Origin of the sequence: Polynucleobacter sp. KF022, assembly GCF_027924105.1 — a bacterium.
Classification (GTDB): domain Bacteria; phylum Pseudomonadota; class Gammaproteobacteria; order Burkholderiales; family Burkholderiaceae; genus Polynucleobacter.
The window spans coordinates 385392-411748 of the sequence record NZ_AP026972.1; the positions used below are offsets into that span (position 1 = coordinate 385392).

Here is a 26357-nt window from a genome sequence, read left to right on the forward strand (position 1 = left end):
CATTGGCAATAAGTGCGCTAAAAGCGACTTGCAAAATGAGGGTTTGAGGGCAACAGGGTAAAAACCTGACTCTGTAATTTTTTCAAAATTGAGGAAACATTCATGGCTTCAGAGAAATCAAAGATTATTTATACGCTGACAGATGAAGCGCCGCTTTTGGCGACTTGCGCATTTCTGCCAATTATTCGTACTTTTACGGCACCTGCTGGCGTAGAGATTGTGAAGAGCGACATTTCTGTTGCTGCACGTATCTTGGCTGAGTTTTCTGATTGCCTAACTCCTGAGCAGCAAGTTCCAGATAACTTGGGCGCGCTCGGTAAGATGACCTTATTGCCTGACACAAACATCATTAAGTTGCCAAACATTAGCGCTTCTGTACCTCAGTTATTAGCGGCTATTAAAGAGTTGCAATCTAAAGGCTATAAGATCCCGAATTTCCCTGAAGATCCAAAAACAGATGAAGAGAAGGCAATTCGCACTCGTTACTCTAAGTGCTTGGGTAGCTCGGTTAACCCAGTGTTGCGTGAAGGCAATTCAGATCGCCGTGCGCCACCTGCTGTAAAGCGTTACGCTCGTAAAAATCCGCACTCCATGGGTGAGTGGAGCCAAGCTTCACGTACACACGTATCTCACATGCATGGTGGCGACTTCTACTCTAGCGAGAAGTCCATGACAATGACCAAGGCTTGCGATGTCAAGATGGACTTGGTAACCAAGAGCGGCAAGACTATCGTCCTGAAGCCAAAAGTTTCCTTGTTAGCTGGCGAAATTATCGACAGCATGTACATGAGCAAAAAAGCGCTATGTGAGTTCTACGAGAAAGAAATCGAAGATGCTTACAAGACTGGCATGATGTTGTCCTTGCATGTGAAGGCAACCATGATGAAGGTTTCACATCCGATCGTATTTGGTCACGCCGTGAAGATTTTCTACAAAGACGCCTTTACAAAGCACGCTAAGTTATTTGAAGAGCTGGGCGTGAATGCCAATAACGGTATGAGCAGCTTGTATGAAAAAATCAAAACTTTGCCAGAATCTAAGCGCGAAGAAATTATTCAGGACTTGCATGCTTGCCACGAACATCGTCCAGCATTGGCGATGGTTGACTCTGCTAAAGGAATTACTAACCTTCATTCCCCAAGCGACGTGATCGTGGATGCTTCTATGCCTGCCATGATTCGAGTTGGCGGCAAGATGTGGGGTGCAGATGGTCGTTTGCATGACACCAAGGCCGTGATCCCAGAAAGTACTTTTGCCCGCATCTATCAAGAAATGATTAATTTCTGTAAGACCCACGGTAACTTTGATCCAACAACCATGGGTACTGTTCCAAACGTGGGTTTGATGGCTCAACAAGCCGAAGAGTACGGTTCACACGACAAGACTTTTGAAATTCCAGAAGCTGGTGTAGCGCGTATTGTTGCTGATGATGGCACTGTATTGCTCGAGCAAAATGTAGAAGAGGGCGATATTTGGCGTATGTGTCAGGTTAAAGATGCGCCAATTCGTGACTGGGTCAAGTTGGCTGTTAATCGTGCACGTCTTTCTAATACTCCAGCAGTATTCTGGCTTGATGAGTACCGCCCACATGAAGCTGAGTTGATCAAGAAGGTAAATACTTACCTTAAAGACTACGATCTAACAGGCGTTGACATTCAGATCATGTCCCAGACACGCGCAATGCGCTACACCTTAGAGCGTGTGATTCGTGGCAAGGACACTATTTCTGTAACTGGTAATATTTTGCGTGACTACCTCACCGACTTGTTCCCGATTATGGAATTAGGAACTAGCGCGAAGATGTTATCTATCGTGCCTTTGATGGCTGGTGGCGGCTTGTTTGAAACTGGTGCAGGTGGTTCCGCTCCAAAACACGTTCAACAGTTGGTAGAAGAAAACCATTTGCGTTGGGACTCACTGGGTGAGTTCTTGGCTTTAGCGGTGTCTCTTGAAGATATCGGCGATAAGACAGGTAACAATAAAGTGAAAATCTTGGCGCGTACATTGGATGAGGCGACTGGCAAGTTGTTGGATAACAATAAGTCACCTTCACCGCGTACTGGCGAGTTAGATAACCGCGGTAGCCAGTTCTACTTGGCAATGTACTGGGCTGAGGCTCTGGCTGCTCAAACTGAAGATAAAGAATTGCAGGCCTTCTTTGCACCTTTAGCTAAAACTCTGATTGCGAATGAGCAAAAGATCGCAGATGAACTCAAGGCTGTTCAAGGTAAACCAGCGGATATTGGTGGTTACTTTGTAGCTGACCCAGAAAAGTGCAAGGCTGTAATGCGTCCTAGCCCTACTTTCAATGCAGCTCTCAAGGCGGCAAGAATTTAATAGGTGAAAGCGCTAAGTACTTAATTTTTGAATTAGGTATAGCATTTATAGGCAAACCTTCGGGTTTGCCTTTTTAATTTATAAATCCTTACTTACTATCTTTGAGTGATGCCAAAACCAAAAGACCTGGTGGAATTGAGTTATCTGAGCGAAGCAGTCTCGGACATGTCTTTTCTTGGCTTAATGCGTTTGCTAGAGTCGGCACGTGCCTTCAATCAAAAGCACGGCGTCACAGGCATTCTTTTATATGACAACCAGCAGTTTGGGCAAGTCATTGAAGGCGAGCGCGCCAATGTAATGAAAGTATGGAAGCGTATTCAGGAAGATAAGCGTCATCATCGTATCGAGCTCTTGGAAATTCGCGAAATCTCAGAGCGTAGCTTTCCAGATTGGTTGCTACGCTTCTATGGCGGTGAAACACTGACCCGAGACTATCCCGCTCTCGCTGAGATGGTCGGTGGCATGGATAAACATAGTCTAGCTTTGATGAATAGAATGCGCGAGAGTCAGTCTTAAGCAAGAAATAATTATCGGTAGCAAAATAGGGGAATTACAGTCCTAAGGGGTGCGGCATGCGCTTTATCGATAAGACCATTCATGCGAGTGACATTACTCCACAAGCCGTTTTTGAAAATCGTAGAAACATCATTAAGACTGCAGCCGCTGGTGGCTTTGGATTAGCCCTAGCCCCTTGGTTTTCTCGGCAGGCTCTGGCGGCGACCCCAGAAAAACTGGCAGCTACATTGAATCCAGCTTTTGCGGATAAGGATGGGTTGACCTCATATAAATACGTGACTGGCTATAACAACTTTTATGAATTTGGCACGGATAAAGAAGATCCAGCAGCCAATGCAGGAAGTTTACAAACTCGACCTTGGACAATTTCTATTGAGGGTTTAGTTAAAAAACCCATGACCTTGGATATTGATGCGCTGCTCAAATTGGCGCCAATCGAAGAACGTATTTATCGGATGCGTTGTGTCGAAGGTTGGTCGATGGTCATTCCTTGGGATGGCTACTCACTCTCTAAGCTTATTAATAAAGTAGAGCCACTGGGATCGGCCAAGTATGTGGAGTTTGTTTCATTGGCTGATCGCAAGCAAATGCCTGGGATTAAAAGCAATATTATTGATTGGCCCTATCGCGAAGGTTTGCGTATGGATGAGGCTATGAATCCCTTAACGCTACTAACCTTAGGCTTGTATGGCGAAGTCTTGCCCAAGCAGAATGGTGCTCCAGTACGCATTGTGGTGCCTTGGAAGTATGGCTTCAAAAGCGCGAAGTCCATTGTCAAAATTCGTTTTACCGAAGAGATGCCCAAGACTAGCTGGAGTCAGTTTGATGCCAGAGAATATGGCTTTTACTCTAACGTTAACCCCCAAGTAGATCATCCGCGCTGGAGTCAGGCGACTGAGCGGCGTATTGGTGATCCAAAAGGAATGTTCGCGCCGAAGATTAAAACTCAAATGTTTAATGGCTATGGCGAGCAGGTCGCCAGCATGTATACAGGCATGGATCTGAAGAAGTACTATTAGTGATGAACAAAATTTTTTCAACGCTTTTTTGTATTTGCATTTCTATAGCCAGCTTCTCTGCTTATAGCCAGGCAAGTGAATCTCCCGTTAAGACCATTCCCGCCTTGGACGTACAGCGCTATCTGGGAACTTGGTATGAGATTGCTAAATATCCCAATTGGTTTCAAAGAAAGTGCGTCAGTAATACCAAGGCGGTTTACTCCCCTAGGGCTGATGGCACACTCAAGGTATTGAATAGTTGTAAAACTGTTGATGGTGAGGTAGTCGACGCTGAGGGTACTGCACGCCAGGTGGGATCAAAAGACTCGCCTAAGCTGGAAGTACGATTTGCTCCAGCCTGGTTATCGTTTATTCCATTAGTTTGGGGTGATTATTGGGTGATTGATTTGGACCCTCAGTATCAAGTGGCGGTAGTGAGTGATTCACGCCGCGAGTACCTGTGGATCCTCTCAAGAACACCACAATTGGATAAAAAAGTTTATGAAGATACGCTGCAGCGCATACAAGCTCAGCAGTTCGATGTTCGTAAGCTAGAGTTAACGACGCAAACTTCCTCCCCAAAGAATTAAATCATTCAAAGCCAATAAAAAAACTGCAAGCATGACAGCGCATTTATTACCACCTGGCATTGAAGTTTTTGAGAGGGGGTGGCTCTCTGCAAATAATATTTTTCACTTTGGTGATACTGATGTTTCCTTGGTGGATTCAGGTTACTGTGCCCATCAAAAGATGACTTTAGATTTAGTAAATAGCGCCCTAAAAAAACATCACTTAATCACGCTAAATAAGCTAGTAAATACACATCTTCATTCGGATCACTGTGGAGGTAATGCTGCTCTAGCAGAGGCGTTTGATTGTGAGGTCTATATTCCAGCGGCTGAAGCATTAGCAGTGAAGAGCTGGGATAGTGCTTTATTAAGCTATGACAATCTAGGGCAGGAATGCCCACAGTTTTTACATCATCAAGTATTAGTGCCTGGTGAGGAAATATTGTTAGGAAGATACCCCTGGAAAATTTTGGCCGCTCCCGGACATGACCCCCATTCCGTGATGTTGTATCAAGCTGATCATCGTATTTTGATTTCTGCGGATGCTTTGTGGGAAGAGGGTTTCGGGGTTATTTTTCCTGAGCTATGGGGTGAGGCTGGATTTGAAGAGGTGGCACAAACTTTAGATCTGATTGAGACCTTGCCAATTGATTTAGTGATCCCGGGTCATGGTGTACCATTTTCGGATATTACGAAGTCGCTTGCTACGGCTCGTTCAAGACTGGATTACTTGGCATCTGATCCAGATCGTAATGCGCGTCATGGCGCTAAAGTCTTGCTGAAATATCGCTTATTAGAGTGGCGTAGTCGCGATATCAAAGATGTGAATGATTGGATTATCAATACGCCTGCACTCATCAGTGCGGCAAAATTACTGAATATGAGTATGGATGAATTTACGCAGTGGCTGCCCAAGTCTCTGGTGAAGTCAGGTTCTGCAAAATTAGAGGGTAACGTCTTGTTTGATCTTGCTTGAATGTTTATTTCAAAAGCTAAGCGAGATCTTTCCGTATAGAGACCAATTATAAATTTGGTAGGTTTGCACCACTTGTTTGGCACCACCAACTGCAACTAAAAGATGTTTATTAAATCGGTGAGTCACCATCGCATCGATCGGTACAAACCACCCACCACCCGCAGCGTTATAGACTGCGCCATTCTCATCCCAAAATCTTAGCTGCGTGCTAGGCCCTAAGTTCAGACCTACGGTTGGGTATAGCTCAAGACGGCTTGCCAGGGGTGGTGGACTCACGACAGATGGCGCTTTAGAATTAAACCCAAACATATATCTAGCAAGTGGTGAAATATCCGATAGTACTTTTTGCTCACTACCAGCTGGTGCAAATGAGGTGCTTACCTGTGGTCCGGCCAGCCATTGGCCTAAATTACTCAGCGGCGCGAATAATCTTGCACCAACATTACCAAACCAGCCAGCTTGACCACCCCAAATCGTGAGCATTGCATTATTAGCTGAAAAAGTTCCGGTGGATTGTGCGGGAAGCTGGGGGCCATAAGCAGCTGAATAAGCCGTATCAAGTCTCATGGTGCCGTGCCAATCCCCAAGGTTTACGGGATTGTAATAACGGAGTTTGAGAGTATCGATATAGTTCTCGGAGCCTTGAGAGTCATGGTAGCCCCAGAATTCAAGTATGTGATCTGATGACCTTTGTTGTGATGTATTGACGAGTCCTAGAATGGGTGCGGATGTACTGGGTTCTGTAACCGCCATCAAGGTAGCGGGAATACATAATGAAAGCAGGACCAGTGTTCGCAGAAATATCATGAAGGTCCACCCTAAATTCTACGGCTTCCAGCGATAAAATTTAGGGAAGACACGCATCACCACTGGCCCATTGAAGTCCCAGGATTTACAGGTACCCAAATACAGTGGCGGCTTTTCTCCGGTGGGATCGAAAAATGCTCCTGGAATAGATTGATAGGCTGCTGTAGCAAGGCTCGTGAGGAGCTCGCGTAAATGTGTACAACCCTTGATTCCGCCAAGATGAGTATCAATTGTCTTGCGCCAACCTTTGCCTATCTTTGCTCCAATGAGTGAATCCATTGGCGGAATCACAGCAGTACATTCTGCATGTGGGTGACCATCCATCACTGCTTCAATATCTTGAATTACAAATTCTTTATCAAGTGTCACGCGCACCCACATGTCATGAAAAGCCTCACCAGGCCCCCAGACTTTTGCACTTGTTTTAAAGGGGCTGGTTTTGAAATCTTTTAAATGCCCCTCAATATCCCATAAGCCATCTTCCCGTGCGTAACCCTGGAAAGTGATTTCACGGGTATGCAGCAAGGATCTTGGTTTGGGGTTAGAGAGCATGGTTTTTATGTTGTGTGAAGTTATTACTTCTAATGATAATGAATTGGGTAAATAAATGAGGGGGCTTAATAGAGTCCTGCTCTGTAGTATCCTTTGCAGCATATGGCAAAACCTATTTCTCTCGAAAAAATTCTTTTTAGCCAAGGCTTTGGTACGCGGCGCTACTGTAGTGATTTGGTATATGCAGAGTTGGTAAAGGTAAATGGCGTTTTAGCTGAGGACCCAGAACAAAGAATTGCTACCGAGAACCTGATTCTCAATGTAGAAGGTAAGGATTGGGAGTACCACGAGAAGGCTTATCTAGCATTTAATAAGCCGGCTAATTATGAATGCTCTCATAAGACGACACATCACCCGAGTGTGTATAGCTTATTGCCTAGTCCTTTTGTTGAAAGAGGTTTGCAATGTGTGGGGCGCTTAGACTACGACACCACGGGCTTACTCTTGATTTCTGATGATGGTCAATTCATTCATAAGATGACGACCCCTAAGAAAAATATTGGGAAGGTGTATCAAATCACTACCCCAGAGCCCATCACCCAGAAGCAAATTGATCACTTATTAAATGGCGTTGTATTAGATGACGATCCTAAACCTTGCTTTGCCACTGCCTGTAAGCAGATCTCAGATCATGTTCTGGTAATGACGATTGTGGAGGGGCGCTATCACCAGGTAAAGCGCATGATGGTTGCGGTCGGCAATCACGTTGCCCAATTGCATCGTACTGAAATCGGCGCCTATCAGATTCCTGTTGATTTGGCAGAGGGTGAATGGCGCTGGCTATATCCAGAAGATTTAAAGCAGCTTTCACAAAGTGTTGCTACCTAAAGGAGTGTATCTTGATAGTTCAGGGTATTGATATAGAAAAAGAACTTCCTCTGTGGACCCTTAAGCATGATGGAAAGGCGATGGGGCGGAATTTTGTTTTTACAAATTTCAAACAGGCGTTTGAATTTATGACGCTAAGTGCCGAGTACGCAGAAGAAATTGACCACCACCCCGACTGGTCAAATTCTTGGAATAAGGTTTCGGTATTCCTGTCCACTCACTCTGCTAGTGCTTTGACAGCACTAGATATTCAGTTAGCAAAAGCAATGGATGCTTTTGCCTCCCAAGTGAGCTCTAAAAATTAGTGCTCATCACCTTCATGTTCTTCCTCATTCATGCTCATGAGGATAGTTGCTAGCAAACCGTAGACTACTTCGGTCGAGATCATGCCATCTTCATCGAGCTCATCAATTAAGTCATTCAGACGATCCTCAGTGGGCTCGTTGAGCAAGGTCATTGCACACTCGCACCCATAGTCAAAATCTTCATCATTCTGGGTTTGGTTTTCTTCGGTCATATTTATCCTTAATTGAGCCCTCAGAATAGCAAATTAAAGTCTAATTCGATAGAGCTAAATAACCAAGGGTGCTCTTCACCATGCTTGGTTTACAGTGATGCTTATGAAGCTATTAAAACCGGCCATTTTTCTTCTCTGCTTGCTACCGCTGGCGCGCTTAGTTTGGTTCGGAATTCATGACGACTTAGGCGCCAACCCCATTGAATTCATCACTCGCTCTACCGGTACCTGGGCGCTTGTGTTTCTGTGTATTACCTTGGCAATGACCCCATTACGCTTAATCACGGGTTTAACTACCTGGATTAAGTTGCGCCGTATGCTGGGCTTATTTTGCTTCTTTTATGCCTGTATTCACTTCTCTATCTGGTTTTGGTTGGACCAAAATTTAGACCTGCAATCCATGTGGAGTGACGTTGTTAAGCGTCCATTTATTACCATGGGCTTTCTGACTTTATTGCTGTTGATTCCTCTGGCACTGACCTCCAATCAGTGGTCGGTTCGCCAATTGGGTAAACGCTGGTCTTTATTGCACAAGCTGGTCTATTTACTTGCATGTACTGCAATCGCTCACTATTGGTGGCACAAGGCAGGTAAAAATGATTTAGAAACAGTGACAATCTATGGAGCAGTCATTTTTCTATTGCTTGCCTGTCGGCTACCTATAGTGAAGACTACTCTTCAAAGACTAAAAACTTAAGAATCTGAGAATCTTAAAACTTTGTGCCTTCTACATGATTAAGCGCCGCAACTCTACAAAGGCTCTGCAAAAATTCATCGGAGTTTTTAATTAATATAAAAACAAGATGTATGTGCTTGCCATACAATAAGCCATATGAATACATACGCCCTACGGCTAGCACCCTGTCTAATATTGATCAGTATTTCTGCCTGCACTCAAGCGCCTCCCAAGCCCCCCGGTTCGACCACTTTCTCCCCTTACACCCCGCAGCAGATTCAGGAATTTAATAGACAGTCTCTGTCGCCGGTAGAGGGGCCATTTGGTCCCGTTGACCCAGAGAGAGAAGATCTACGTTTGGCTAAACAACGCTCGTTGGATGCAAAATTTTATAATCAACCTCAGGGCGAGGAAGAGGCTGAGGCGATAGAAACACAATCCGCCGATCCATATCAATCAACGAAACCTATTTTGACTTTCTAGGCGATTGCAATTTCAGGAATGGAATCCAATTGCATTAAAGCCTGGGCTTCTTCTGGCGTAGCATTAAGCCATGCGTTAAAAAGCTCAGGGCGTAACGGAACCACAGTGCGTTTTTCATCTTCAGGTTTATGCATGCGTTTCATTACCGGATGATCACTAGCATCAATGGTGATCATAGAAAAAGAGACAATGAGTTCGCCTGTCTCAGGTTCAGTCCAGGTATCCCAGATTGAAGCAATTGCCATGGGCTCTTGATTGACTTGTTTAATGGCAGTACGCATTGCCTTGCCCGACTCATAACAGGGCTCATAAAAAGAATCTGCAAGAGCTAAGGCGTAATGTCGCTTTACCCAAGCATTTTTATAGGATGGTTTTTCGGCTACGGTTTCTACTCTGGCGTTATACGTTTTTCTGCCAAAAGTTTCCTCTTTGGCCCAGGATGGCAGTAAGCCAAAACGCGCCAAGCCGATCGCTGTACAGCCGGTATTGTGACTTTTCAAGATGATGGGTCCTGGATAAGTCGGAAATACATCATGAGCGGGGGATGCGGGCAAATCTAGGTCAAAATGGGTTTTAACCCATTCAACATTGGCGGTCGAGAGATATTGAACACACATAAAGTCATTTTACTGTGGCTTATTCTGAACCGCCCTATGCCTGCTGGTAGTATTGAGGCTAAATTTTAGAAAGACATTCTTCATATGAAATCCTTTTCCCCCGCATTCAATCCGATGATCGTGCGCTTTCTTGCAATCGGTCTCCTGATTAGCGTTTTTGCTGGTAGCTCCATTGCACAGCAAAGTGGCTTGCCAATTAATGCTGCAGCCTCCGTTAACGGTACCATCATTACCAATGATATGGTTGAGCAAGGAATTAGAGCTGCTATTGCTCAAGGGCAAAAAGAATCTCCTCAACTGCGCGGTGCGGTGATTGAAAAGTTTATCGAGGTATTGCTACTTTCTCAGCAAGCAGAAAAAGATGGCTTAGCGAATTCAGAAAGAGCTAATACCCAGCTGGCGATCATTCGTCAGAATTATCTAGCCGATCTTGAGTTATCTACTTATATGGCTCAAAACCCAGTTACTGATGCTGATGTGCAAGCTGAATACAACCGAGAGCTAGCTTCTTTGGGTCCCCAAGGAATGATCGTGGAATATAAAGTGAGCGATATTGCGCTTGCCTCTGAAGCAGATGCTCAAGCTGCATTGGCGCGCATTAAAAAAGGGGAGCCATTTGATAAGGTTGCTAAGAGCGTTTCCTTGGCACCGAATAAGGTGCAAGGTGGCGCTGTAGGCTGGATTCAGCCTGGTCAGGTTGCCCCTCAATTAGCTTCGGTACTGGTGACTCTTTCAAAGGGGCAAGTATCACCATCACCAATTCAGATGCAGCAAGGTTGGTATTTGCTGAAGTTGGAAGATAAAAAATCAAGTAAACCACCAACATTTGAGCAGGCTAAGCCGGCTATTCGCGCAGGTTTAGTGCAAAGAAAGCAGTTTGAGTTTTTAGGAAAACTTGCAAAAGATGCAAAAATTATTGTTCAGTAAAAAGCTTGCTCTCAATATAAAAAGGGCCCTATAGGGCCCTTTTTATTTGCGCTCTAAGGTAATAAAGCTAAAGGTAATATCGCCTTCAGACCCGGGCGTACGCTCTACCTCTTTCCAGGCTGATGCATTGGGCACCTCAAAGAAGGTATCACCGCCTTCAATATCTAAATCGATTTCAGTAATGTAAAGACGGTCTGCTTTATCAAATGCCTGTGTAAAGAGTTGTTCGCCGCCAATCACAAATACCCGCGAAAATTCGCTTAAGCTCTTTAAGGCTTCATCAAGTGAGCCCACTAGTTCGCCACCAGCTAAAGAATAGTTAGCATTGCGGCTAACTACGATATTGCGACGACCGGGAAGTGGACGGCCGATAGATTCCCAGGTCTTGCGGCCCATGATGACGGGGTGACCCATCGTCACGCGTTTGAAGAACTGTAAATCAGCCGAGATCTTCCAAGGCATTTGATTGTCACGGCCAATGACGTGATTGCGCGAGCGCGCAACAATCATAGAGATAGCGGGTTGAGTCATAGAGGCAATTCTTAAATAGCTACAGGAGCTTTAATGTGAGGGTGAGATTCGTAACCTACGATTTCGAAGTCTTCGAACTCGTAATCAAAAATTGAATCAGGCTTGCGCAAGATATTAAGCTTAGGCAGAGGAAAGAAGTCCCGAGACAACTGTAGCTCTACCTGCTCAAGGTGGTTACTATAAAGATGGCAATCGCCACCAGTCCAAATAAAGTCGCCTACTTCTAAATTGCATTGTTGCGCCATCATATGAGTGAGAAGGGCATAGCTGGCAATATTAAATGGAACGCCTAAGAAAATATCTGCACTACGCTGATAGAGTTGGCATGACAATTTCCCGTCAGCCACATAGAACTGAAAGAATGCATGACAAGGCGCTAAAGCCATACGGGGAATATCAGCAACGTTCCATGCAGAGACAATGATGCGACGCGAGTCTGGATTCTTTTTGATGGTCTCTACGACTTCGGAGATTTGATCAATATGTTGACCGTTTGGAGCAGGCCATGAGCGCCATTGATACCCGTAGATTGGACCTAAATCACCATCAGGTGCAGCCCATTCATTCCAGATAGAAACACCACGTTCTTTAAGCCAGTTGTTATTTGTGCTCCCTTTGAGGAACCAGAGCAATTCATAAATGATGGATTTGAGGTGCAGCTTTTTGGTCGTCACCATCGGAAAGCCATCGGCTAGGTTAAAGCGCATTTGGTGTCCAAAAACGGAAACGGTGCCTGTTCCAGTTCTGTCGGACTTTTGCACCCCCTTAGCGAGGACTTCCTTCATGAGATCGTGATATTGACGCATATATATTGGCTAAAAATGATTGTGTATTAATGAATAATGGATAGCTTACTCGAATGTTGGCGACAGCACCCCCAGAGCCTTGTGAAGCCTTGGTGAGGTCGTGGTGTATTGGAGTTGAATCTGCTTTTCGGGGTTGAGGTACTCTGCGGCCGCAAAGGCGGCTAAGGCAGCCTCATGAAACCCAGAGAGGATTAGTTTTTTCTTGCCTGGATAGACATTGATGTCGCCAACTGCATAAATACCCGGGATGCTGGTTTGGAATTTTTGAGTGTCCACACAAATTTGTTTGCGATCGATATTCAGGCCCCAATCCGCAATGGGCCCTAATTTAGGTGAAAGTCCAAAAAACACCAGCAGATCATCCAGTGGTATCTGTTTTGTTTCGCTATCAATATTCGTGAAGGTAATTTCTTTTAGCTGATCATCGCTAGCCTCATAGCCGCTCACTTGTCCAATCAGTAGTTCCATTTGATGATTGGTACAAAGCTCACGCATTCTCGCAATCGATTTAGGTGCAGCCTTGAATTCATCACGGCGATGAATTAAGGTCACGCTAGCAGCAATTTCAGAAAAATGAATGGCCCAATCTAGAGCAGCATCGCCGCCTCCACAAATCACAATTCTTTTGCCTGTAAATTGCTCTGGGCTTTTAACGTGGTAGAAGAGCTGTTTGCCGATAAAGCGATCAATACCATCAAGATTGATGGTGCGCGGCTGGAAGGCGCCAACTCCTGCAGCAATAAAGACGGTCTTGCTGAGGAAGTGCTTATCTTGCGAGGTGATAATAAGAAATCGACCATCGACTTGGCGCTCAAGCTTGGTCACCTCTTGACCGAGATGAAATTGCGCACCAAAGGGCTCAATTTGCTTCAGTAAATTATTGGTGAGTTCACGTCCAGTGCAAACTGGAATAGCGGGGATATCGTAGATGGGTTTATCTGGATAAAGCTCGATGCATTGACCACCAACTTCTGGCAGAGAATCAATCACATGAGCTTTGATTTCTAGGAGCCCTAACTCAAAGACCTGAAAGAGACCCACAGGACCGGCGCCAATGATGACAGCATCGGTTTGTGTGGGTGAGTGTGACACGAATTATTTTGCTAGAAAATTACTTTACTAGCTGATCGAGTTTGTTTTTAACGTCTTTCCATTCCTCGGCATCAGGCAGCGCTGCTTTAGACTTGGTAATTGAAGTCCAGGAAGGAGAGAGTTCAGCATTGAGCTTAATAAATGCTTGTTGATCACCAGGCACATCATCTTCAGCGTAGATTGCATTGACAGGGCACTCGGGAACGCAAACTGCGCAATCGATGCACTCGTCTGGGTCGATCACGAGAAAATTGGGACCCTCGCGAAAGCAGTCAACTGGGCAAACATCAACGCAGTCGGTGTATTTGCAGCGGATACAAGATTCGGTAACAACGTAAGTCATGGTGGATTTGTTTCAAGAGCCCCAAAAAGCCGGGTGCTAAGTTATAAAAGCTCAATTTTAGCTGAAATAGCCTATTTTTCAGGTCAAAGCGTCAATTTACTTGAGGTAAAGTTCCTCCTATGAATACACAGTCCAATACCCAATTTAACAAGCAAAAACCCAAAATTTTGGTTGCGAGAGCCATTTTTCCTGAGGCTCTGACCAAGTTGGAGGAATCTTTTGATGTGCGGTCTAACCAAGAGGATCGAATTTTTAGTCCAGAAGAGTTGCAAAAAGAACTCTCTGGGGTTGTAGGGGCTTTAGTTGCGGGGAGCGAAAGAATTGATACGAATGCCCTAGCTCTCGCTAAAGACCTAAAGATCGTAGCCAATATCTCTGTGGGATATAACAACTTTGATGTTCCGGCAATTACAGCTGCTGGTGTGATGGCTACCAACACCCCAGATGTATTAACGGATACAACCGCTGACTTTGGATTTGCATTGTTGATGGCAACTGCAAGACGCATTACTGAATCAGAGCACTGGGTACGTGCTGGTCATTGGGATAAGTGGTCTATCGTGAATAATCCTCTTGGGATGGATTTACATCACAGCACAGTAGGTATCATTGGCATGGGCCGCATCGGTCAAGGTATTGCTAAGCGCGCATTGGGTTTTGGAATGAATGTGATTTATCACAATCGCAGCCATTTATCAGAGACTGATGAAAAAGCCTGTGCTGCCAAGTATGTGTCCAAGGAGGAATTACTTCGTACAGCAGATCATGTTGTCTTGGTATTGCCATACAGCGCTGAGAGTCATCATACGATTGGCGCCAAAGAAATTGCGCTGATGAAACCGACCGCAACCCTGATAAACATTGCGCGTGGTGGTATTGTGGATGATGCTGCGCTGGCTCAGGCGCTTAAAGAAAAGAGAATATTTGCAGCCGGTTTAGATGTCTTTGAGGGAGAGCCCAAAGTGCACCCAGAGTTACTAAAGCTCAGTAATGTTGTGCTGGCTCCGCATATTGCTAGTGCGACAGAAAAAACACGCAGAGCCATGGTTGATCTAGCGGTAGATAACTTACGTGCTGCACTTGATGGTAAAAAGCCACCTAGCTTGATTAATGCAGAAGTTTATAAACCTTAGTTGAATCAGATTTACTAAGCAAAAAAATAAAGCCGAGTGAGAACTCGGCTTTATTGTCTGGAGTAGAGCTCCAAATATCAGCTCATTTATTCAGCGTCAATTTCTTCTGGTAGTTCGCGCATTGCTAATTCGATACCGCCGAACTTACCTGCAACCCAGTTGTAGACTTTGCATGCAATCCACAGCAATCCAAAGCCGAGTAATGCATTCAGAATAAGGGCTGATAGCACGGTAAATCCAGGGATAGCACCGTCACGAATGAAGGCAACAAATAGCGCCAACAAAACGATTGGAACGGAGAAACAGAGGTAAACCAAAACTAATGTTTTGGCGGTATGCATTGGGTCAAGAAAGACCAGTTCTTTTTTGCTAAGTTTCATGATGACGCAATCTTAAAGCAGTCCATCAAAAAGTGCTATATCTACCCAGTCCCCAGCGGCAACATTTCCTTGATCATGACCAAGAATGACAAAGCAATTAGCCTCACTCATAGAGCGTAAGATCCCAGCACCTTGGCTGCCGGTCAGTTTGACTGTTGGTTTGCCATCAGCGCTGCGTCCCAAGATGGCACGTTGAAATTCAGTGCGACCGGGCTTTTTCCGGATTGGCATTTCTGCCATAGCCTGAGTCAGTGGAGGCTCAGTTTGATTTGCGCCGTTGAGCTGCAATAGGGCGGCACGCACAAACTGGTAGAAAGTCACCATCACTGCAACTGGGTTTCCCGGCAAGCCAAAGAAGAGGGTTTTTCGAGCGGGGGATTTTCCAGCGACTGGCTTGAGTACACCAAATGCCATTGGCCGCCCTGGACGCATGGCGATTTTCCAGAAGCCCACATCACCTAACTCTTGCATGATTTGCTTTGTGAAATCCGCTTCACCAACAGATACGCCGCCAGATGAAATCAATACGTCCGCTTTCTTAGCAGCTTCAATAAATGCTTGCTTCAAAGAGGCGGGATCATCACGCACAATACCGCAGTCAATAATTTCTAGATTTAATCGATTCAGTAAGCCCGTGAGACTATAGCGATTACTGTCGTAAATGCTTCCAGCATCCAATGCTTGACCTAAAGATCGCAGTTCATCTCCGGAAGATAGAATAGCTACCTTCAGTTTTCGTTTTACTTGGAGTGTTGGAATGCCTAAAGAGGCTGCGAGACCTAAGTCGGATGGACGAAGCAAGCGGCCCGCAGCAATAGCGGGTTTGCCTTGTTGCAGATCTTCGCCGCGTAAACGTCTGTTCTCGCCAAGCTTTAATTGATCTTGTTTAAATTCGATGGTGAGTTCATCTTTTGCAGTGGTGAACTCTTGAGGAATCACGGTATCGCAGCCTATGGGCATGACTGCGCCAGTCATGATCCTGAGGCATTCGCCGGGCCCTACTTTGCCCTCATACGGCTTACCTGCTAAGGCGGTACCGACAATACGCAACGAAATAACTGGACTGCTTGTATTGAGGCATATGCCATTAAAAGCAAAGCCGTCCATCGCTGAGTTATCTGAGGACGGAACATCAATTGGCGAGAGCAGGTCTACTGCCAAGATGCGGTCAATGGCTTTGTCTAGAGCTACTGTTTCAATATCAGCCGGATTATTAATGGCCCTGGACTCTTGAATGAGGTCATCTACTAACGCTGCAATTGCTTTGCGCGCATCCTCAACATGCAGTGATGAAGTCAAAAGGATTGGCTGATTTGGGGAGTGACTCATGCAGACACTTCTTCTAATGCTTTAAGTTCTTCAGGAGTATTGACGTTGGCAAATACTTGCGGATCATCAAAAATGACTGTGCTACTACGCAACTCTTTAAACCAGCGATCAATTTTCAGATCACCCTTTTGGAGGAATTGATTTAAGGAGTCTTGTAAATTACTACGCATTAAGCAGAAAACCGGCTGTGCCCATACTTTGCCGTCCGCCTCTTTGCTTGAGGCATAAACTAATTGAAAGTCACCGCGCTCCATCTCAGCGATTAATAGTTCAGAGAGATTGCTCGGTAGTAGCGGTGAGTCGCAAGGTGAAGTCATCAGGTAAGAAGTCTTACATGATTTCAAGCCCACTGAGAATCCAGCCAATGGCCCTGAAAAATCAGGCGTCTCGTCCATGATGACAGGGTAGCCATAAGTTGCATACTTTGTGATGTTGCGATTGGCATTAATCACAATGGTTTGTACCTGGGGCTTGAGTTTTGCAATGGCAGATTCGATTAGTGGTTTGCCGTGAAATGGGATCAGACCCTTATCAATGCCACCCATGCGTTGTGCACGTCCGCCTGCAAGGATTAGCCCAGTAATATCTTTAGTAGAAATCATTAACCACCAATATAAGACATTTCAACCTTGCGATTGCCTGAGGTTAGCTTTGCGGTATTAGAGCCTCTAATCTCAGAATAGTGATCCTCGCGGGCTGCCCAGGTATTCATCACGGCGTTGGCAATTTCTAAATCAGATTTGCCAGAGCGTAACAACGTTTTGAAATCAAAGCCTTCGTTAGCAAAGAGACAGAGATACATTTGCCCATCAGTGGAGATGCGTGCTCTAGAGCATTCGTGACAGAAGGTCTGCGTGACACTGGAGATCACGCCAATCTCACCTGATCCATCAACATAGCGCCAACGCTGTGCAACTTCGCCAGCGTAGTTCGCCTCAATAGGTTCCACTGGAAATACTTCTTGAATGCGGGCAATGACTTCTTTAGAAGGAAGGACTTGCTCCATATTCCAACCATTAGAGCTACCTACATCCATAAATTCAATAAAGCGCAGAATGACTCCGCTGCCCTTAAAGTGTTTGGCCATTGCAATGATCTCATGATCATTAGTTCCTTTTTTAACGACCATATTGACTTTGATGTTCTGAAAGCCTACCTCTTGTGCTGCGGCAATTCCATCAAGTACATCCGCCACTGGAAAATCAACGTCATTCATTTTCTTGAAGATGGCGTCATCTAAGCCATCAAGGCTGACGGTTAATCTCTGTAAGCCAGCCGCTTTCAATGCAGCGGCTTTCTTACGCAAGATACTGCCGTTAGTGGTGAGAGTGAGATCTAATGGCTTGCCATCTAGTGCTGGAATTTTTGCCAGCATCTCAATGAGCACTTCTAAGTTTTTACGAAGCAAGGGCTCACCACCAGTCAGTCGAATTTTTTCAACACCCAGGGTGCTGAAGATGGATGTGAGTCTGGTGATTTCTTCGAAGCTCAGTAATTCTTTGTGAGCAAGATACGGATAGTTTTGATCAAAGACTTCTTTAGGCATGCAATAGGTGCAGCGGAAGTTGCAACGATCAGTAACAGATATGCGTAAATCTCTTAAGGTGCGCCCCCGAGTATCTTTAGTATGACCATGGGGTGTAACAAGCTGCGCGCCAATAGATGGCGTCAGGCCTTTGCCTTCGTCAAGTCGGATGGGGATTACTTTTTCAACCATGTTCGCAATTATGGCTGTGAAACGGGGTTTCTGCCAAACCGCCAAATATCCTTTTGGGATAAATGGCGGTCTGGAGAAAAAGCTTTAGATGGTTTAAACCGTTTTTTCTTGGCCGCCGGTTTCAACTAAAACCATTGGGCCTTCAGGAAGTTGGGCAGCAGGCTTAGGTGTTCTACCTAAGTTATGTGCCATAGGCTCTGCCTGAATCTGACTTTGCGCTTCAGCATGCTTTGACGAGTCTGTAGCGACCCAGATCATGCCAGCAGATTGCACAACACTATGCAATGGAGTTTCTTCAAGCGCCTGGAAAGACACCTTTGGAAGTTCTGGGGCAGGCTTGCTAATGACTTCAGCTGCAGCAGCCATTACTACGGCAACAGGTGATGCGCTTTGGGCAACTGGAGTTGCGGCAGGAGCAGAGGCAGTATTTTGCGCAGGGCGATTAGATTGACGTGGGGCGCGGGGTGCGCGTTCCTGTCTTTCCTGTTTCTGTGCTGCAGGCTTTGCATTACCAAAGCTATTGGCGAGGTTTTGAATTGGCATTGATGCAGATGCACCAGCCATTCCCACTGGAGGGCCTGCAAATGGAATTGCTGATACAGCAGTAGCTTGTGGATTAGTGGCGTCATTACCGCCCTCTACACGCTCACCACGTTGACCACGTCCACGACCACGACGATTGCGTCCACGACCACGACGCTCTTCACCATCTGCGCCTGGAGTAGCTTCACCACCAGGTGCAGCTTCAGTTGCAGGCGTTACAGCGGCTGGATTAGCTTGACGTTCTGGCTTAGGACCATTTTGATTGCCCTGATTGCGGTTACCGTTTCGGTTGTTGCGGTTGCGATTATTGTTGCCACCTTCGCTTGGCGTGCCTTCAGCTGCATTTGCTGCAGGACGCTCAGTGCGGTCTCCGCGACGATTGCGACCACGATTGCGATCACCGCCGTTGCCGTTACGACCTTGGTTACGACCACGATTGTTGCTTGGTGCTGGCTTTTCTTCAACCGTTGGGGATGAGCCAAAGAGGCTCTTAATAAATCCAAAGAATCCGCCGGAGCTTTCTGCTTTAACTGTTTCTGTGCGGGCAGGGCGTGGTTGGCTAATTGGCGCCGGTTGTGTTGGTGTAATGCCTTTAACAGCTGCCTCTGGACGCGCTTTAACATCAGCATCTTTTTTGCTAACAGTTGTGTCGGTTTCCAATTCACGAGCAGCTTCTTCAGCCATGACATAACTTGCTTTTTGATCGTCGAGACGAGGATCATCATGACGTAAGCGCTCTAATTTGTAATGCGGCGTTTCTAAATGCTTATTCGGAACCATTAAGACGTTCACTTTGAAGCGAGTCTCAATCTTGATCACTTCAGCACGTTTTTCATTTAAGAGGAATGCAGCCACTTCGACTGGTACCTGAGTATGAATCGCTGCTGTGTTTTCCTTCATCGCTTCTTCTTGGATGATGCGTAGAACTTGCAATGCAGAAGACTCGGTATCGCGGATGTGGCCAGTGCCATTACAACGTGGGCAGGTTACATGGCTACCCTCAGACAATGCTGGACGCAAGCGCTGGCGGGACATTTCCATCAAGCCAAACTTGGAGATCTTGCCCATTTGAACGCGGGCGCGGTCATGACGCAGAGCATCGCGCAAGCGATTCTCAACATCCTTCTGAGCCTTGCTTGATTCCATGTCGATAAAGTCAATCACGATCAATCCGCCCAAGTCACGTAAACGAGCTTGACGTGCGATTTCATCGGCAGCTTCTAAGTTGGTGCGCGTCGCAGTCTCCTCAATATCAGAGCCGCGAGTTGCGCGTGCGGAGTTCACGTCTACTGAAACCAAAGCTTCAGTGTGGTCGATCACGATTGCGCCGCCAGATGGCAGTGGCACTGTACGTGAATACGCAGTTTCAATTTGATGCTCAATTTGGAAACGTGAGAACAAAGGCACATCATCTTGATAGCGCTTTACGCGTGGCAAGTTGTCTGGCATTACAACAGACATAAATGCAGCAGCTTGTTCGTAGATGTCATCGGTATCGATGAGAATCTCGCCGATATCCGGCTGGAAGTAATCGCGAATCGCACGAATGACCAAGCTAGATTCAAGATAGATCAATAGTGGAGCAGAGTTGCCTTTAGCGGCTTCATCGATCGCTTTCCATAATTGCATGAGGTAACTTAAGTCCCACTGCAATTCAGTAGCATCGCGACCAATACCTGCGGTACGAGCAATGATGCTCATACCATCAGCCACTTCTAATTGAGACATGGCTTCACGGAGTTCTTGACGGTCTTCACCTTCAATGCGACGGGATACGCCGCCTCCACGTGGGTTATTTGGCATTAAGACCAAATAACGACCTGCCAAGGAGATAAAGGAGGTGAGGGCTGCACCTTTTTGGCCGCGCTCTTCTTTTTCTACTTGAACAATGATTTCTTGACCTTCGCGCAAGGCATCCTTGATGGAAGCATTGCGAACGTCGATACCTTCTTTAAAGTAACTGCGGGCTACTTCCTTGAATGGCAAGAAGCCATGACGCTCTTCGCCGTAATTGACAAAGCAGGCCTCAAGGGAAGGTTCAATACGGGTAATGACACCTTTGTAGATATTGCCTTTGCGTTGTTCACGGCCGGCAGCTTCGATATCGATATCAATGAGTTTTTGACCATCAACGATGGCAACTCGCAACTCTTCTTGTTGAGTTGCATTAAACAACATGCGTTTCATAACACTCTCCTATGGGGGAGGGTGACCTTGCGCGCTGCGTTAGGGGACAAGTTAAATACCACTTAGGACTGAGCCTAAGGCGGTTTATGAGTGTGGATCATGCAAATCTAAGCACTTTTTGCTTAGTTCACCCAGTTAACGGTTGGTTAAATCGGTGCCACACTTGACGATCGCCGCAGAGACCTCCTTTAGGTCATCAATGCAGGCGCGCGCCTGAAAACTGTCTTCTAATCGCGGGTCGCGGCATACGGCACACCAACCCTGCGCCTCATTGCAACGGGGGAGGGGCAACCCCGGGAGTCTTTTAAAGGGCGACTCCAAGCTCCACGATTCAAACCTGACTTCAGGTTGGTCTCGGGCCAATAAATTGGCTAGAGCGTTGATTATACGGCACAAGTTGCGTGACAATGGGGTATTGTTGAGTCCCTTGTCGTCCCCTGCCGGGGTCGCAAGAGAGATAAATCATGAAATCTGAACCCATTTCCAAGCCTTATATGGCAAAAACGCCTACTAATTCAGCGCCTGCTGCGGTGCATCTTCAGACCATCGGTCCGGAAGAGGCAGGCCAGCGTTTGGATAATTATTTGCTGCGCTGGGCCAAGGGGGTTCCTAAAAGCCACGTTTACCGAATTATTCGATCGGGAGAGGTTCGGGTTAATAAAAAGCGTGCTGAGCCAACAACTCGCCTAGTTGAGGGTGATGTGGTGCGCGTCCCGCCTGTTCGTATTGCTGAGCCAGCTCAAATGGCTGCCGTGAATTCTGCTCAAACCAAGTCTCGGGCGCATGGTTACTCGGACAAAATGCCAATTCTGTTTGAAGATGAAGCACTCTTAATAGTGAACAAGCCAGCAGGTTTGGCTGTGCATGGTGGTTCTGGTATTGCACTTGGGGTAATCGAAACTTTGCGTATTACTCGCCCCGAACTCAAATTTTTGGAATTGGTACATCGCTTAGATCGAGATACCTCAGGCGTTTTGCTTTTGGCTAAAAAACGAAGCGCCTTGGTTGAGCTGCATCGCCAAATTCGTGAAGGTCAAACGGATAAGCGTTATTACTTGCTAGCGCATGGTGAAATCATCCAGGGCGCGCAAACCATGCAGCTTAAATATCCGCTACATAAATATCTTCTTCCGAATGGCGAGCGTCGTGTAAGGGTCGACCCAGATGGCTTGCCAAGCCATACCGCATTGAGGGTGACCAAAGCACTCAAGCGTGAGGGCGCTGCCATTACGCTTGCAGAGGCCCAGCTAAAGACGGGACGCATACACCAAATTCGGGTTCATCTACAAAAACTAGGTCATGCTATTTTGGGCGACGATAAGTATGGTTTTGAAGATTTGGATAAGGTGATTAAATCTAAGCGTCTGTATCTGCATGCGCATCTGGCTGGCTTTACCCATCCGCGCACCGGCGAGAAGATGCGCATAGAGTCGCCACTGCCGCCAGAATTTACTGCCATGATGAAAACCTTTGAGTAATAAAAATCAGAATGTCTCAAACGAATAAATCGAATCGACCGTACGACCTCATTGTTTGGGATTGGGACGGAACTATTATGGATTCCACGCCAACGATCGTGCATTGCATTCAGCAGGCCTGTCGTGATCTAGGCTTTAAGGCGCCAGACGATACCCTGGCAAGTTCAGTGATCGGCTTGGGGATTCAGGACTCATTGAGAAGAGCGGTGCCTTGGATTGAGCCAGCTCATTTTCCAAAGCTAACTGAACGTTTTCGATATCACTATTTAGCAAAAGATCACGAACTCGATTTGTTTGTTGGCATTCGTGAGCTTTTAGAAGAATTGCATGCTCAGCAATATTTATTAGGCGTCGCTACTGGTAAATCACGAGTAGGCTTAGATCGCTCACTCAAGCATCATCAGATTGGTCACCTCTTCCACGAGACCCGTACAGCTGATGAGTCATTCTCCAAGCCCCATCCAGGAATGCTGTTGGAGTTATCGGACGTTACTCAGGTTCCTACACGCCGTATGCTCATGATTGGCGATACCACGCATGACTTGGACATGGCTGCTAATGCTGGTGTAGATGCTGTAGCTGTTACTTATGGCGCCCATCCCCCAAGCGCTCTGAAAGAATCGCCATCATTGGCGCATGTTGATGATGTTGCGCAGCTCTCGCAATGGCTTAAAAATAAACTGCAACACTAAGGAAGTAAAAAGATGGAAAAAAATCCAAACCCAAATTGGGAGCGTCAAGCTCTAGAGCATCTCTTATTAGAAAATTTAAAAGAGACTCGTAAGGCACGTCGTTGGAAAGCGGTATTACGAGTGCTGACTTTGTTGGTGATCGTAGGCGCCCTGCTAGCAATATTTGATTTTCATCTTCCGGGCAAAGGCATGGGAGTTGAAAAACATACTGCGCTAGTCACTCTTGAAGGTGAGATCTCTTCTAGTTCATTGGCCAATGCGATGGATGTGAATTCATCCTTATTGGCAGCATTTGAAAACGAAAGTAGTGCCGGTGTTGTATTGCGTATCAACAGCCCAGGTGGCTCCCCTGTACAAGCGGGGATGATTAATGATGAGATTCATCGCTTACGCAAGCTCTACCCCAAAAAACCATTTTATGTAGTGGTAGAAGATATCTGCGCATCTGGCGGCTACTACGTTGCTGTAGCAGCAGATCAAATCTTGGTAGACAAGGCAAGCTTGGTGGGTTCCATTGGTGTGATCATGGAAGGCTTTGGTTTTACAGGCTTGATGGATAAATTAGGTGTAACTCGCCGTATGATCACTTCCGGCCCCAATAAAGGCATGCTGGACCCATTTAGCAAAGAAGATCCTAAGCAAGTAGAGATGGTGAGAACCATGATTGATGAGATTCATCAACAATTTATTGCGGTAGTTAAGGAAGGTCGAGGCGATCGATTAAAAGATGTTCCGGATTTATTTTCTGGACGCATTTGGAATGGCGAGCAAGCGGTGAAGATTGGCTTAGCCGATGGATATGGCACGGTGGATACAGTGGCACGCGATATCTTTAAAGCCCCGGATATTCTTGATTACACCTTGAAAGAGAATTTTGCTGAACGTGTTGCTAAACGCTTTGGTGCAGAAGCTGGGGCTGCTGCTGGCAAGGCTTTAGTTAAGGCGCCTGATCTTAAATAAATTAAGCAAAAAAACGTAACCTAAAACTACAGCATTAAAGACTTAGGCCAATAGTAGAAATACTGTTGGCCTATTTTGTAATGAGGCGCAAGCAGTTTCATTGGGGTAGCGCTTACGCCATTCTGCAACCGACAACGTGGTAATCATTTCTGATGGGAGGCTCAAATCGACGCCAAGACATAGCAAGCTCTGAGGTGCTAAAGAGTTCATGCAAGCCATCAGCATTGCGGTATTGCGATAGGGTGTCTCAATCCAAATTTGGGTTTGCTGCAATTTACGAGACTCAGCTTCCAGCTGCTTGAGTTTTGCTGTGCGCTCATGAGTATCGTGAGGTAGGTAGCCTTGAAATGCAAAGCGCTGACCATTGAGCCCACTAGCCATGAGCCCTAGCAAAATTGAGCTTGGCCCAACCAATGGCTTTACTTGTGCGCCTAACTTATGAGCTGCTAGAACCAACTCTGCGCCTGGATCAGCCACGCCGGGTACTCCTGCTTCTGACATGAGGCCCATATCGTTTCCGGCAAGCAGAGGTTTTAGTAAGTCAGCAGGTTTTACTGAATCACCATATTTGGCATTACGTGCTGCACCACGCCATTCACTCATTTGCATTTCTTGAATCGTGCAGACTAAAGGTGAGGCAGACTCAATTGCTTTTAATAGGGCACGCGCTGTTTTAGCGTCTTCCACAATCCAATGTTTGAGTTTGGCTGATTGTGTAATTGTTTCCGCAGGAAGCACCCATGGCAATTGTTCGGCACGGCCATCATCACCCAAGGTGTTTGGAATTAAATATAGGGTACCGAGTTTGCTCATAAATAACCTCTTTTATTTTTTAGCGCTTAGTTTTTGCTGGGATTGAAAAACCAGCATCGCGCAATAAGCCTGTTAATGCAATAAGAGGTAGACCAATGAGTGCAGTAGGATCATCGCTTCTAATGGATTCCAGCAGGCTAATACCAAGGCCTTCAGACTTGGCGCTGCCAGCGCAATCATATGGTTCTTCAGTAAGTAAGTAGGCCTCTAAGACATTGTCTGGAAGTTTGCGAAAGGTAACTTCGGTAGGAACGCATAAAGTAGTTTGGGTATCGCCTTTCATTAGGCATAGAGCAGTTTGGAAAATGACTGTTTGACCACGCATGAGTTGTAATTGCGCTAACGCGCGTTCGAAATTACCCGGCTTACCAATTGCTGCGCCACAAAGATCTGCAACTTGATCAGATCCTATCACCCAAGCATCGGGATGTTCATTTGCAACCGCAGCTGCCTTTGCGTGCGCGAGACGCATTGCTAAATCGAGAGTGCTCTCACCAGTGAGGGGTGTTTCATTTACCTTTGGTGAAATGACTTCAAAAGGAATCCGCAGGCGCTCTAAAAGTTCGCGGCGGTATTTGGAGGTAGACCCCAGAATTAAGGGTGGGTTTTGGAAACTACTCATCGTGTTCTGTGCTTTCTAGTGCCGCTTCATTTAGACTGATGCTATGAATCGTAATCAAGTTTTACCTCAAGTCGAACTATCCTCTGAGCCTAGCGCCTTAAAGAGGATAGATTTTTGTGCCCCTCAATCTTATAAGGGTGCTGGTTTTTTAAGCATCCCAGATCTGCCAAGAGTGGCTGACGAGGCTTCAACTATCAATCCGAGTGACGGATTTGACTGGTCGGTTCAAACACATTTTGAAGACTCACCTGGTAGTGATCCACGTCAAATCCTCGAATTAGACCTAAAAGGCCGTCTGCACCTAGTCTGCCAGCGCTGTTTACAGGATTGCGCGGTGGATTTGGAAGAAAAGCGGCGTTTTGTCCTTGTGGCCACTGACGAAGAGGCTGACGCCTATCCCTTGGAGGATGAAGAGCAAGAGCCTTTGGTCATTAGCCAGCATTTCAACCTCCTGGAAACCATTGAGGATGAGGTTTTGCTGTCTTTACCCCTTATTCCCAAGCATCCAGAAGGCTTTTGCGAGCCTCATACCTCTACTTTCGGGGATGAGGGTGATGAAGAGACGTCAAATGAGCGTGAAAATCCCTTTAACATATTGAAAAATATGAGGAAAAACTGAAAACAGGGCTTTGATTTCAGCTGTTGTTTTGCGTGCCTTTTGTCAATAAATCAAGCATTTAGGCGCTTTTCCGTGCTAGAATGTCGCCTTGCTTAGGAGTTCAATATGGCCGTTCAACAAAACAAAAAATCACCTTCCAAACGTGGCATGCATCGTGCGCACGACTTTTTGACCGCACCTGCTACGGCTGTTGAAGCCACAACTGGTGAGGCTCATTTGCGCCACCACATTTCACCTAACGGCTACTATCGTGGTCGTAAAGTTGTTAAAACTAAAAACGACTAATTTTTTAGTCTAAACAGATAGAAG

The 26357-nt window shown here is 46.1% G+C and carries 30 protein-coding genes; 15 read left to right on the forward strand and 15 right to left on the reverse strand.

Translation table 11 applies throughout. The features are described 5' to 3' along the window. Positions 1 to 102 precede the first annotated feature (102 nt). From PKF022_RS02075 to PKF022_RS02095, 5 genes are all read left to right on the forward strand, one after another. Positions 103 to 2337, forward strand: coding sequence for an NADP-dependent isocitrate dehydrogenase (locus tag PKF022_RS02075; RefSeq protein WP_281777036.1), 2235 nt, complete (start codon positions 103 to 105; stop codon positions 2335 to 2337). A 108-nt stretch (positions 2338 to 2445) separates the two neighbouring features. Further along, the gene (locus PKF022_RS02080; RefSeq protein ID WP_281777037.1) at positions 2446 to 2853 is read left to right on the forward strand and encodes a BLUF domain-containing protein; all 408 of its coding nucleotides are present in this window, start codon (positions 2446 to 2448) and stop codon (positions 2851 to 2853) included. Between the two features lie 56 nt (positions 2854 to 2909). Then, positions 2910 to 3872: a protein-methionine-sulfoxide reductase catalytic subunit MsrP gene (msrP, locus tag PKF022_RS02085; protein WP_281777038.1), complete on the forward strand. Its 963-nt coding sequence runs from the start codon at positions 2910 to 2912 to the stop codon at positions 3870 to 3872. Between the two features lie 2 nt (positions 3873 to 3874). Further along, on the forward strand, positions 3875 to 4441 hold the full coding sequence (locus tag PKF022_RS02090; RefSeq protein WP_281777039.1) for a lipocalin family protein: 567 nt from the start codon (positions 3875 to 3877) through the stop codon (positions 4439 to 4441). Between the two features lie 31 nt (positions 4442 to 4472). After that, entirely contained in the window at positions 4473 to 5396 is a 924-nt protein-coding gene (locus PKF022_RS02095; RefSeq protein ID WP_281777040.1) for an MBL fold metallo-hydrolase, read from the forward strand. Positions 5397 to 5405: 9 nt separating this feature from the next. Here PKF022_RS02095 and PKF022_RS02100 read toward each other — a convergent pair whose 3' ends face one another. Together PKF022_RS02100 and PKF022_RS02105 are read right to left on the reverse strand one after the other, a co-directional pair. Next, positions 5406 to 5963, reverse strand: coding sequence for a hypothetical protein (locus tag PKF022_RS02100; RefSeq protein WP_281777041.1), 558 nt, complete (start codon positions 5961 to 5963; stop codon positions 5406 to 5408). A 258-nt stretch (positions 5964 to 6221) separates the two neighbouring features. Further along, entirely contained in the window at positions 6222 to 6755 is a 534-nt protein-coding gene (locus tag PKF022_RS02105) for a DUF2889 domain-containing protein (RefSeq protein WP_281777042.1), read from the reverse strand. A 102-nt stretch (positions 6756 to 6857) separates the two neighbouring features. On the opposite strand from PKF022_RS02105, the gene PKF022_RS02110 reads away from it, so the two are divergent. After that, positions 6858 to 7583, forward strand: a complete 726-nt coding sequence (locus tag PKF022_RS02110) for a pseudouridine synthase (protein WP_281777043.1) — start codon at positions 6858 to 6860, stop codon at positions 7581 to 7583. Then, positions 7526 to 7888 (forward strand): 4a-hydroxytetrahydrobiopterin dehydratase, encoded by a 363-nt coding sequence (locus PKF022_RS02115; RefSeq protein WP_281777044.1) that lies wholly within the window; start codon positions 7526 to 7528, stop codon positions 7886 to 7888. Before PKF022_RS02110 ends, PKF022_RS02115 begins: the two co-directional genes overlap by 58 nt. Here PKF022_RS02115 and PKF022_RS02120 read toward each other — a convergent pair. Beyond that, on the reverse strand, positions 7885 to 8100 hold the full coding sequence (locus PKF022_RS02120; protein WP_068322043.1) for a hypothetical protein: 216 nt from the start codon (positions 8098 to 8100) through the stop codon (positions 7885 to 7887). The two genes, PKF022_RS02115 and PKF022_RS02120, sit on opposite strands and share 4 nt — an antisense overlap. Positions 8101 to 8203: 103 nt before the next feature. Here PKF022_RS02120 and PKF022_RS02125 point away from each other — a divergent pair, with 103 nt between their 5' ends. After that, positions 8204 to 8797 carry a protein-methionine-sulfoxide reductase heme-binding subunit MsrQ gene (locus PKF022_RS02125; RefSeq protein ID WP_281777045.1) on the forward strand — a complete coding sequence of 198 codons (594 nt, stop codon included), beginning with the start codon at positions 8204 to 8206 and terminating at the stop codon, positions 8795 to 8797. 458 nt (positions 8798 to 9255) lie between these two features. Here PKF022_RS02125 and PKF022_RS02130 read toward each other — a convergent pair whose 3' ends face one another. After that, positions 9256 to 9876, reverse strand: a complete 621-nt coding sequence (locus PKF022_RS02130) for an SOS response-associated peptidase family protein (protein ID WP_281777046.1) — start codon at positions 9874 to 9876, stop codon at positions 9256 to 9258. An 84-nt stretch (positions 9877 to 9960) separates the two neighbouring features. Between PKF022_RS02130 and PKF022_RS02135 the strand changes: the two genes are divergently transcribed. Next, entirely contained in the window at positions 9961 to 10803 is an 843-nt protein-coding gene (locus PKF022_RS02135; RefSeq protein ID WP_281777047.1) for a peptidylprolyl isomerase, read from the forward strand. A 42-nt stretch (positions 10804 to 10845) separates the two neighbouring features. Here PKF022_RS02135 and PKF022_RS02140 read toward each other — a convergent pair whose 3' ends face one another. From PKF022_RS02140 to fdxA, 4 genes are read right to left on the reverse strand one after another with little or no spacing between them, the layout of a single operon-like run. Next, positions 10846 to 11334, reverse strand: coding sequence for a dihydrofolate reductase (locus PKF022_RS02140; protein WP_281777048.1), 489 nt, complete (start codon positions 11332 to 11334; stop codon positions 10846 to 10848). An 11-nt stretch (positions 11335 to 11345) separates the two neighbouring features. Then, positions 11346 to 12140, reverse strand: coding sequence for a thymidylate synthase (locus PKF022_RS02145; RefSeq protein ID WP_068322059.1), 795 nt, complete (start codon positions 12138 to 12140; stop codon positions 11346 to 11348). Between the two features lie 45 nt (positions 12141 to 12185). Next, a complete protein-coding gene (locus PKF022_RS02150) occupies positions 12186 to 13232 on the reverse strand; it encodes an NAD(P)/FAD-dependent oxidoreductase (protein WP_281777049.1) in 1047 nt (348 codons plus the stop codon). A gap of 19 nt (positions 13233 to 13251) precedes the next feature. Then, positions 13252 to 13575 (reverse strand): ferredoxin FdxA, encoded by a 324-nt coding sequence (fdxA, locus tag PKF022_RS02155; protein ID WP_068322070.1) that lies wholly within the window; start codon positions 13573 to 13575, stop codon positions 13252 to 13254. A 119-nt stretch (positions 13576 to 13694) separates the two neighbouring features. On the opposite strand from fdxA, the gene PKF022_RS02160 reads away from it, so the two are divergent. Continuing rightward, positions 13695 to 14708: a D-glycerate dehydrogenase gene (locus PKF022_RS02160; RefSeq protein WP_281777050.1), complete on the forward strand. Its 1014-nt coding sequence runs from the start codon at positions 13695 to 13697 to the stop codon at positions 14706 to 14708. A gap of 86 nt (positions 14709 to 14794) precedes the next feature. Here the strand turns inward: PKF022_RS02160 and PKF022_RS02165 are convergent, their stop codons facing one another. The 5 genes from PKF022_RS02165 to PKF022_RS02185 form a co-directional block, all read right to left on the reverse strand. Beyond that, entirely contained in the window at positions 14795 to 15088 is a 294-nt protein-coding gene (locus tag PKF022_RS02165) for a hypothetical protein (RefSeq protein WP_215348514.1), read from the reverse strand. Between the two features lie 12 nt (positions 15089 to 15100). Continuing rightward, a complete protein-coding gene (gene glp / locus PKF022_RS02170; protein WP_281777051.1) occupies positions 15101 to 16417 on the reverse strand; it encodes a gephyrin-like molybdotransferase Glp in 1317 nt (438 codons plus the stop codon). Then, a complete protein-coding gene (gene mobA / locus PKF022_RS02175) occupies positions 16414 to 17019 on the reverse strand; it encodes a molybdenum cofactor guanylyltransferase MobA (RefSeq protein WP_281777052.1) in 606 nt (201 codons plus the stop codon). Before mobA ends, glp begins: the two co-directional genes overlap by 4 nt. Then, a complete protein-coding gene (gene moaA / locus PKF022_RS02180) occupies positions 17019 to 18134 on the reverse strand; it encodes a GTP 3',8-cyclase MoaA (protein ID WP_281777053.1) in 1116 nt (371 codons plus the stop codon). The genes mobA and moaA overlap by 1 nt, the downstream gene beginning before the upstream one ends. A 93-nt stretch (positions 18135 to 18227) precedes the next feature. Then, positions 18228 to 20864, reverse strand: a complete 2637-nt coding sequence (locus tag PKF022_RS02185) for an Rne/Rng family ribonuclease (protein WP_281777054.1) — start codon at positions 20862 to 20864, stop codon at positions 18228 to 18230. A 464-nt stretch (positions 20865 to 21328) separates the two neighbouring features. Between PKF022_RS02185 and PKF022_RS02190 the strand changes: the two genes are divergently transcribed. The 3 genes from PKF022_RS02190 to sppA are packed head-to-tail and all read left to right on the forward strand — an operon-like array spanning position 21329 to position 23994. Beyond that, positions 21329 to 22342: an RluA family pseudouridine synthase gene (locus PKF022_RS02190; protein WP_281777055.1), complete on the forward strand. Its 1014-nt coding sequence runs from the start codon at positions 21329 to 21331 to the stop codon at positions 22340 to 22342. 11 nt (positions 22343 to 22353) lie between these two features. Beyond that, the gene (locus PKF022_RS02195; protein ID WP_281777056.1) at positions 22354 to 23034 is read left to right on the forward strand and encodes an HAD-IA family hydrolase; all 681 of its coding nucleotides are present in this window, start codon (positions 22354 to 22356) and stop codon (positions 23032 to 23034) included. A 12-nt stretch (positions 23035 to 23046) separates the two neighbouring features. Beyond that, positions 23047 to 23994 carry a signal peptide peptidase SppA gene (gene sppA, locus PKF022_RS02200; protein ID WP_281777057.1) on the forward strand — a complete coding sequence of 316 codons (948 nt, stop codon included), beginning with the start codon at positions 23047 to 23049 and terminating at the stop codon, positions 23992 to 23994. 42 nt (positions 23995 to 24036) lie between these two features. Here the strand turns inward: sppA and PKF022_RS02205 are convergent, their stop codons facing one another. Together PKF022_RS02205 and PKF022_RS02210 are read right to left on the reverse strand one after the other, a co-directional pair. Continuing rightward, positions 24037 to 24807: an SAM-dependent methyltransferase gene (locus PKF022_RS02205; protein ID WP_281777058.1), complete on the reverse strand. Its 771-nt coding sequence runs from the start codon at positions 24805 to 24807 to the stop codon at positions 24037 to 24039. 19 nt (positions 24808 to 24826) lie between these two features. After that, on the reverse strand, positions 24827 to 25429 hold the full coding sequence (locus PKF022_RS02210) for a Maf family nucleotide pyrophosphatase (RefSeq protein ID WP_281777059.1): 603 nt from the start codon (positions 25427 to 25429) through the stop codon (positions 24827 to 24829). A gap of 43 nt (positions 25430 to 25472) precedes the next feature. Here PKF022_RS02210 and PKF022_RS02215 point away from each other — a divergent pair, with 43 nt between their 5' ends. Further along, a complete protein-coding gene (locus PKF022_RS02215) occupies positions 25473 to 26048 on the forward strand; it encodes a DUF177 domain-containing protein (protein WP_281777060.1) in 576 nt (191 codons plus the stop codon). A 105-nt stretch (positions 26049 to 26153) separates the two neighbouring features. Continuing rightward, positions 26154 to 26333: a 50S ribosomal protein L32 gene (gene rpmF, locus PKF022_RS02220; protein ID WP_011902241.1), complete on the forward strand. Its 180-nt coding sequence runs from the start codon at positions 26154 to 26156 to the stop codon at positions 26331 to 26333. The last annotated feature ends 24 nt before the right edge of the window (positions 26334 to 26357 follow it).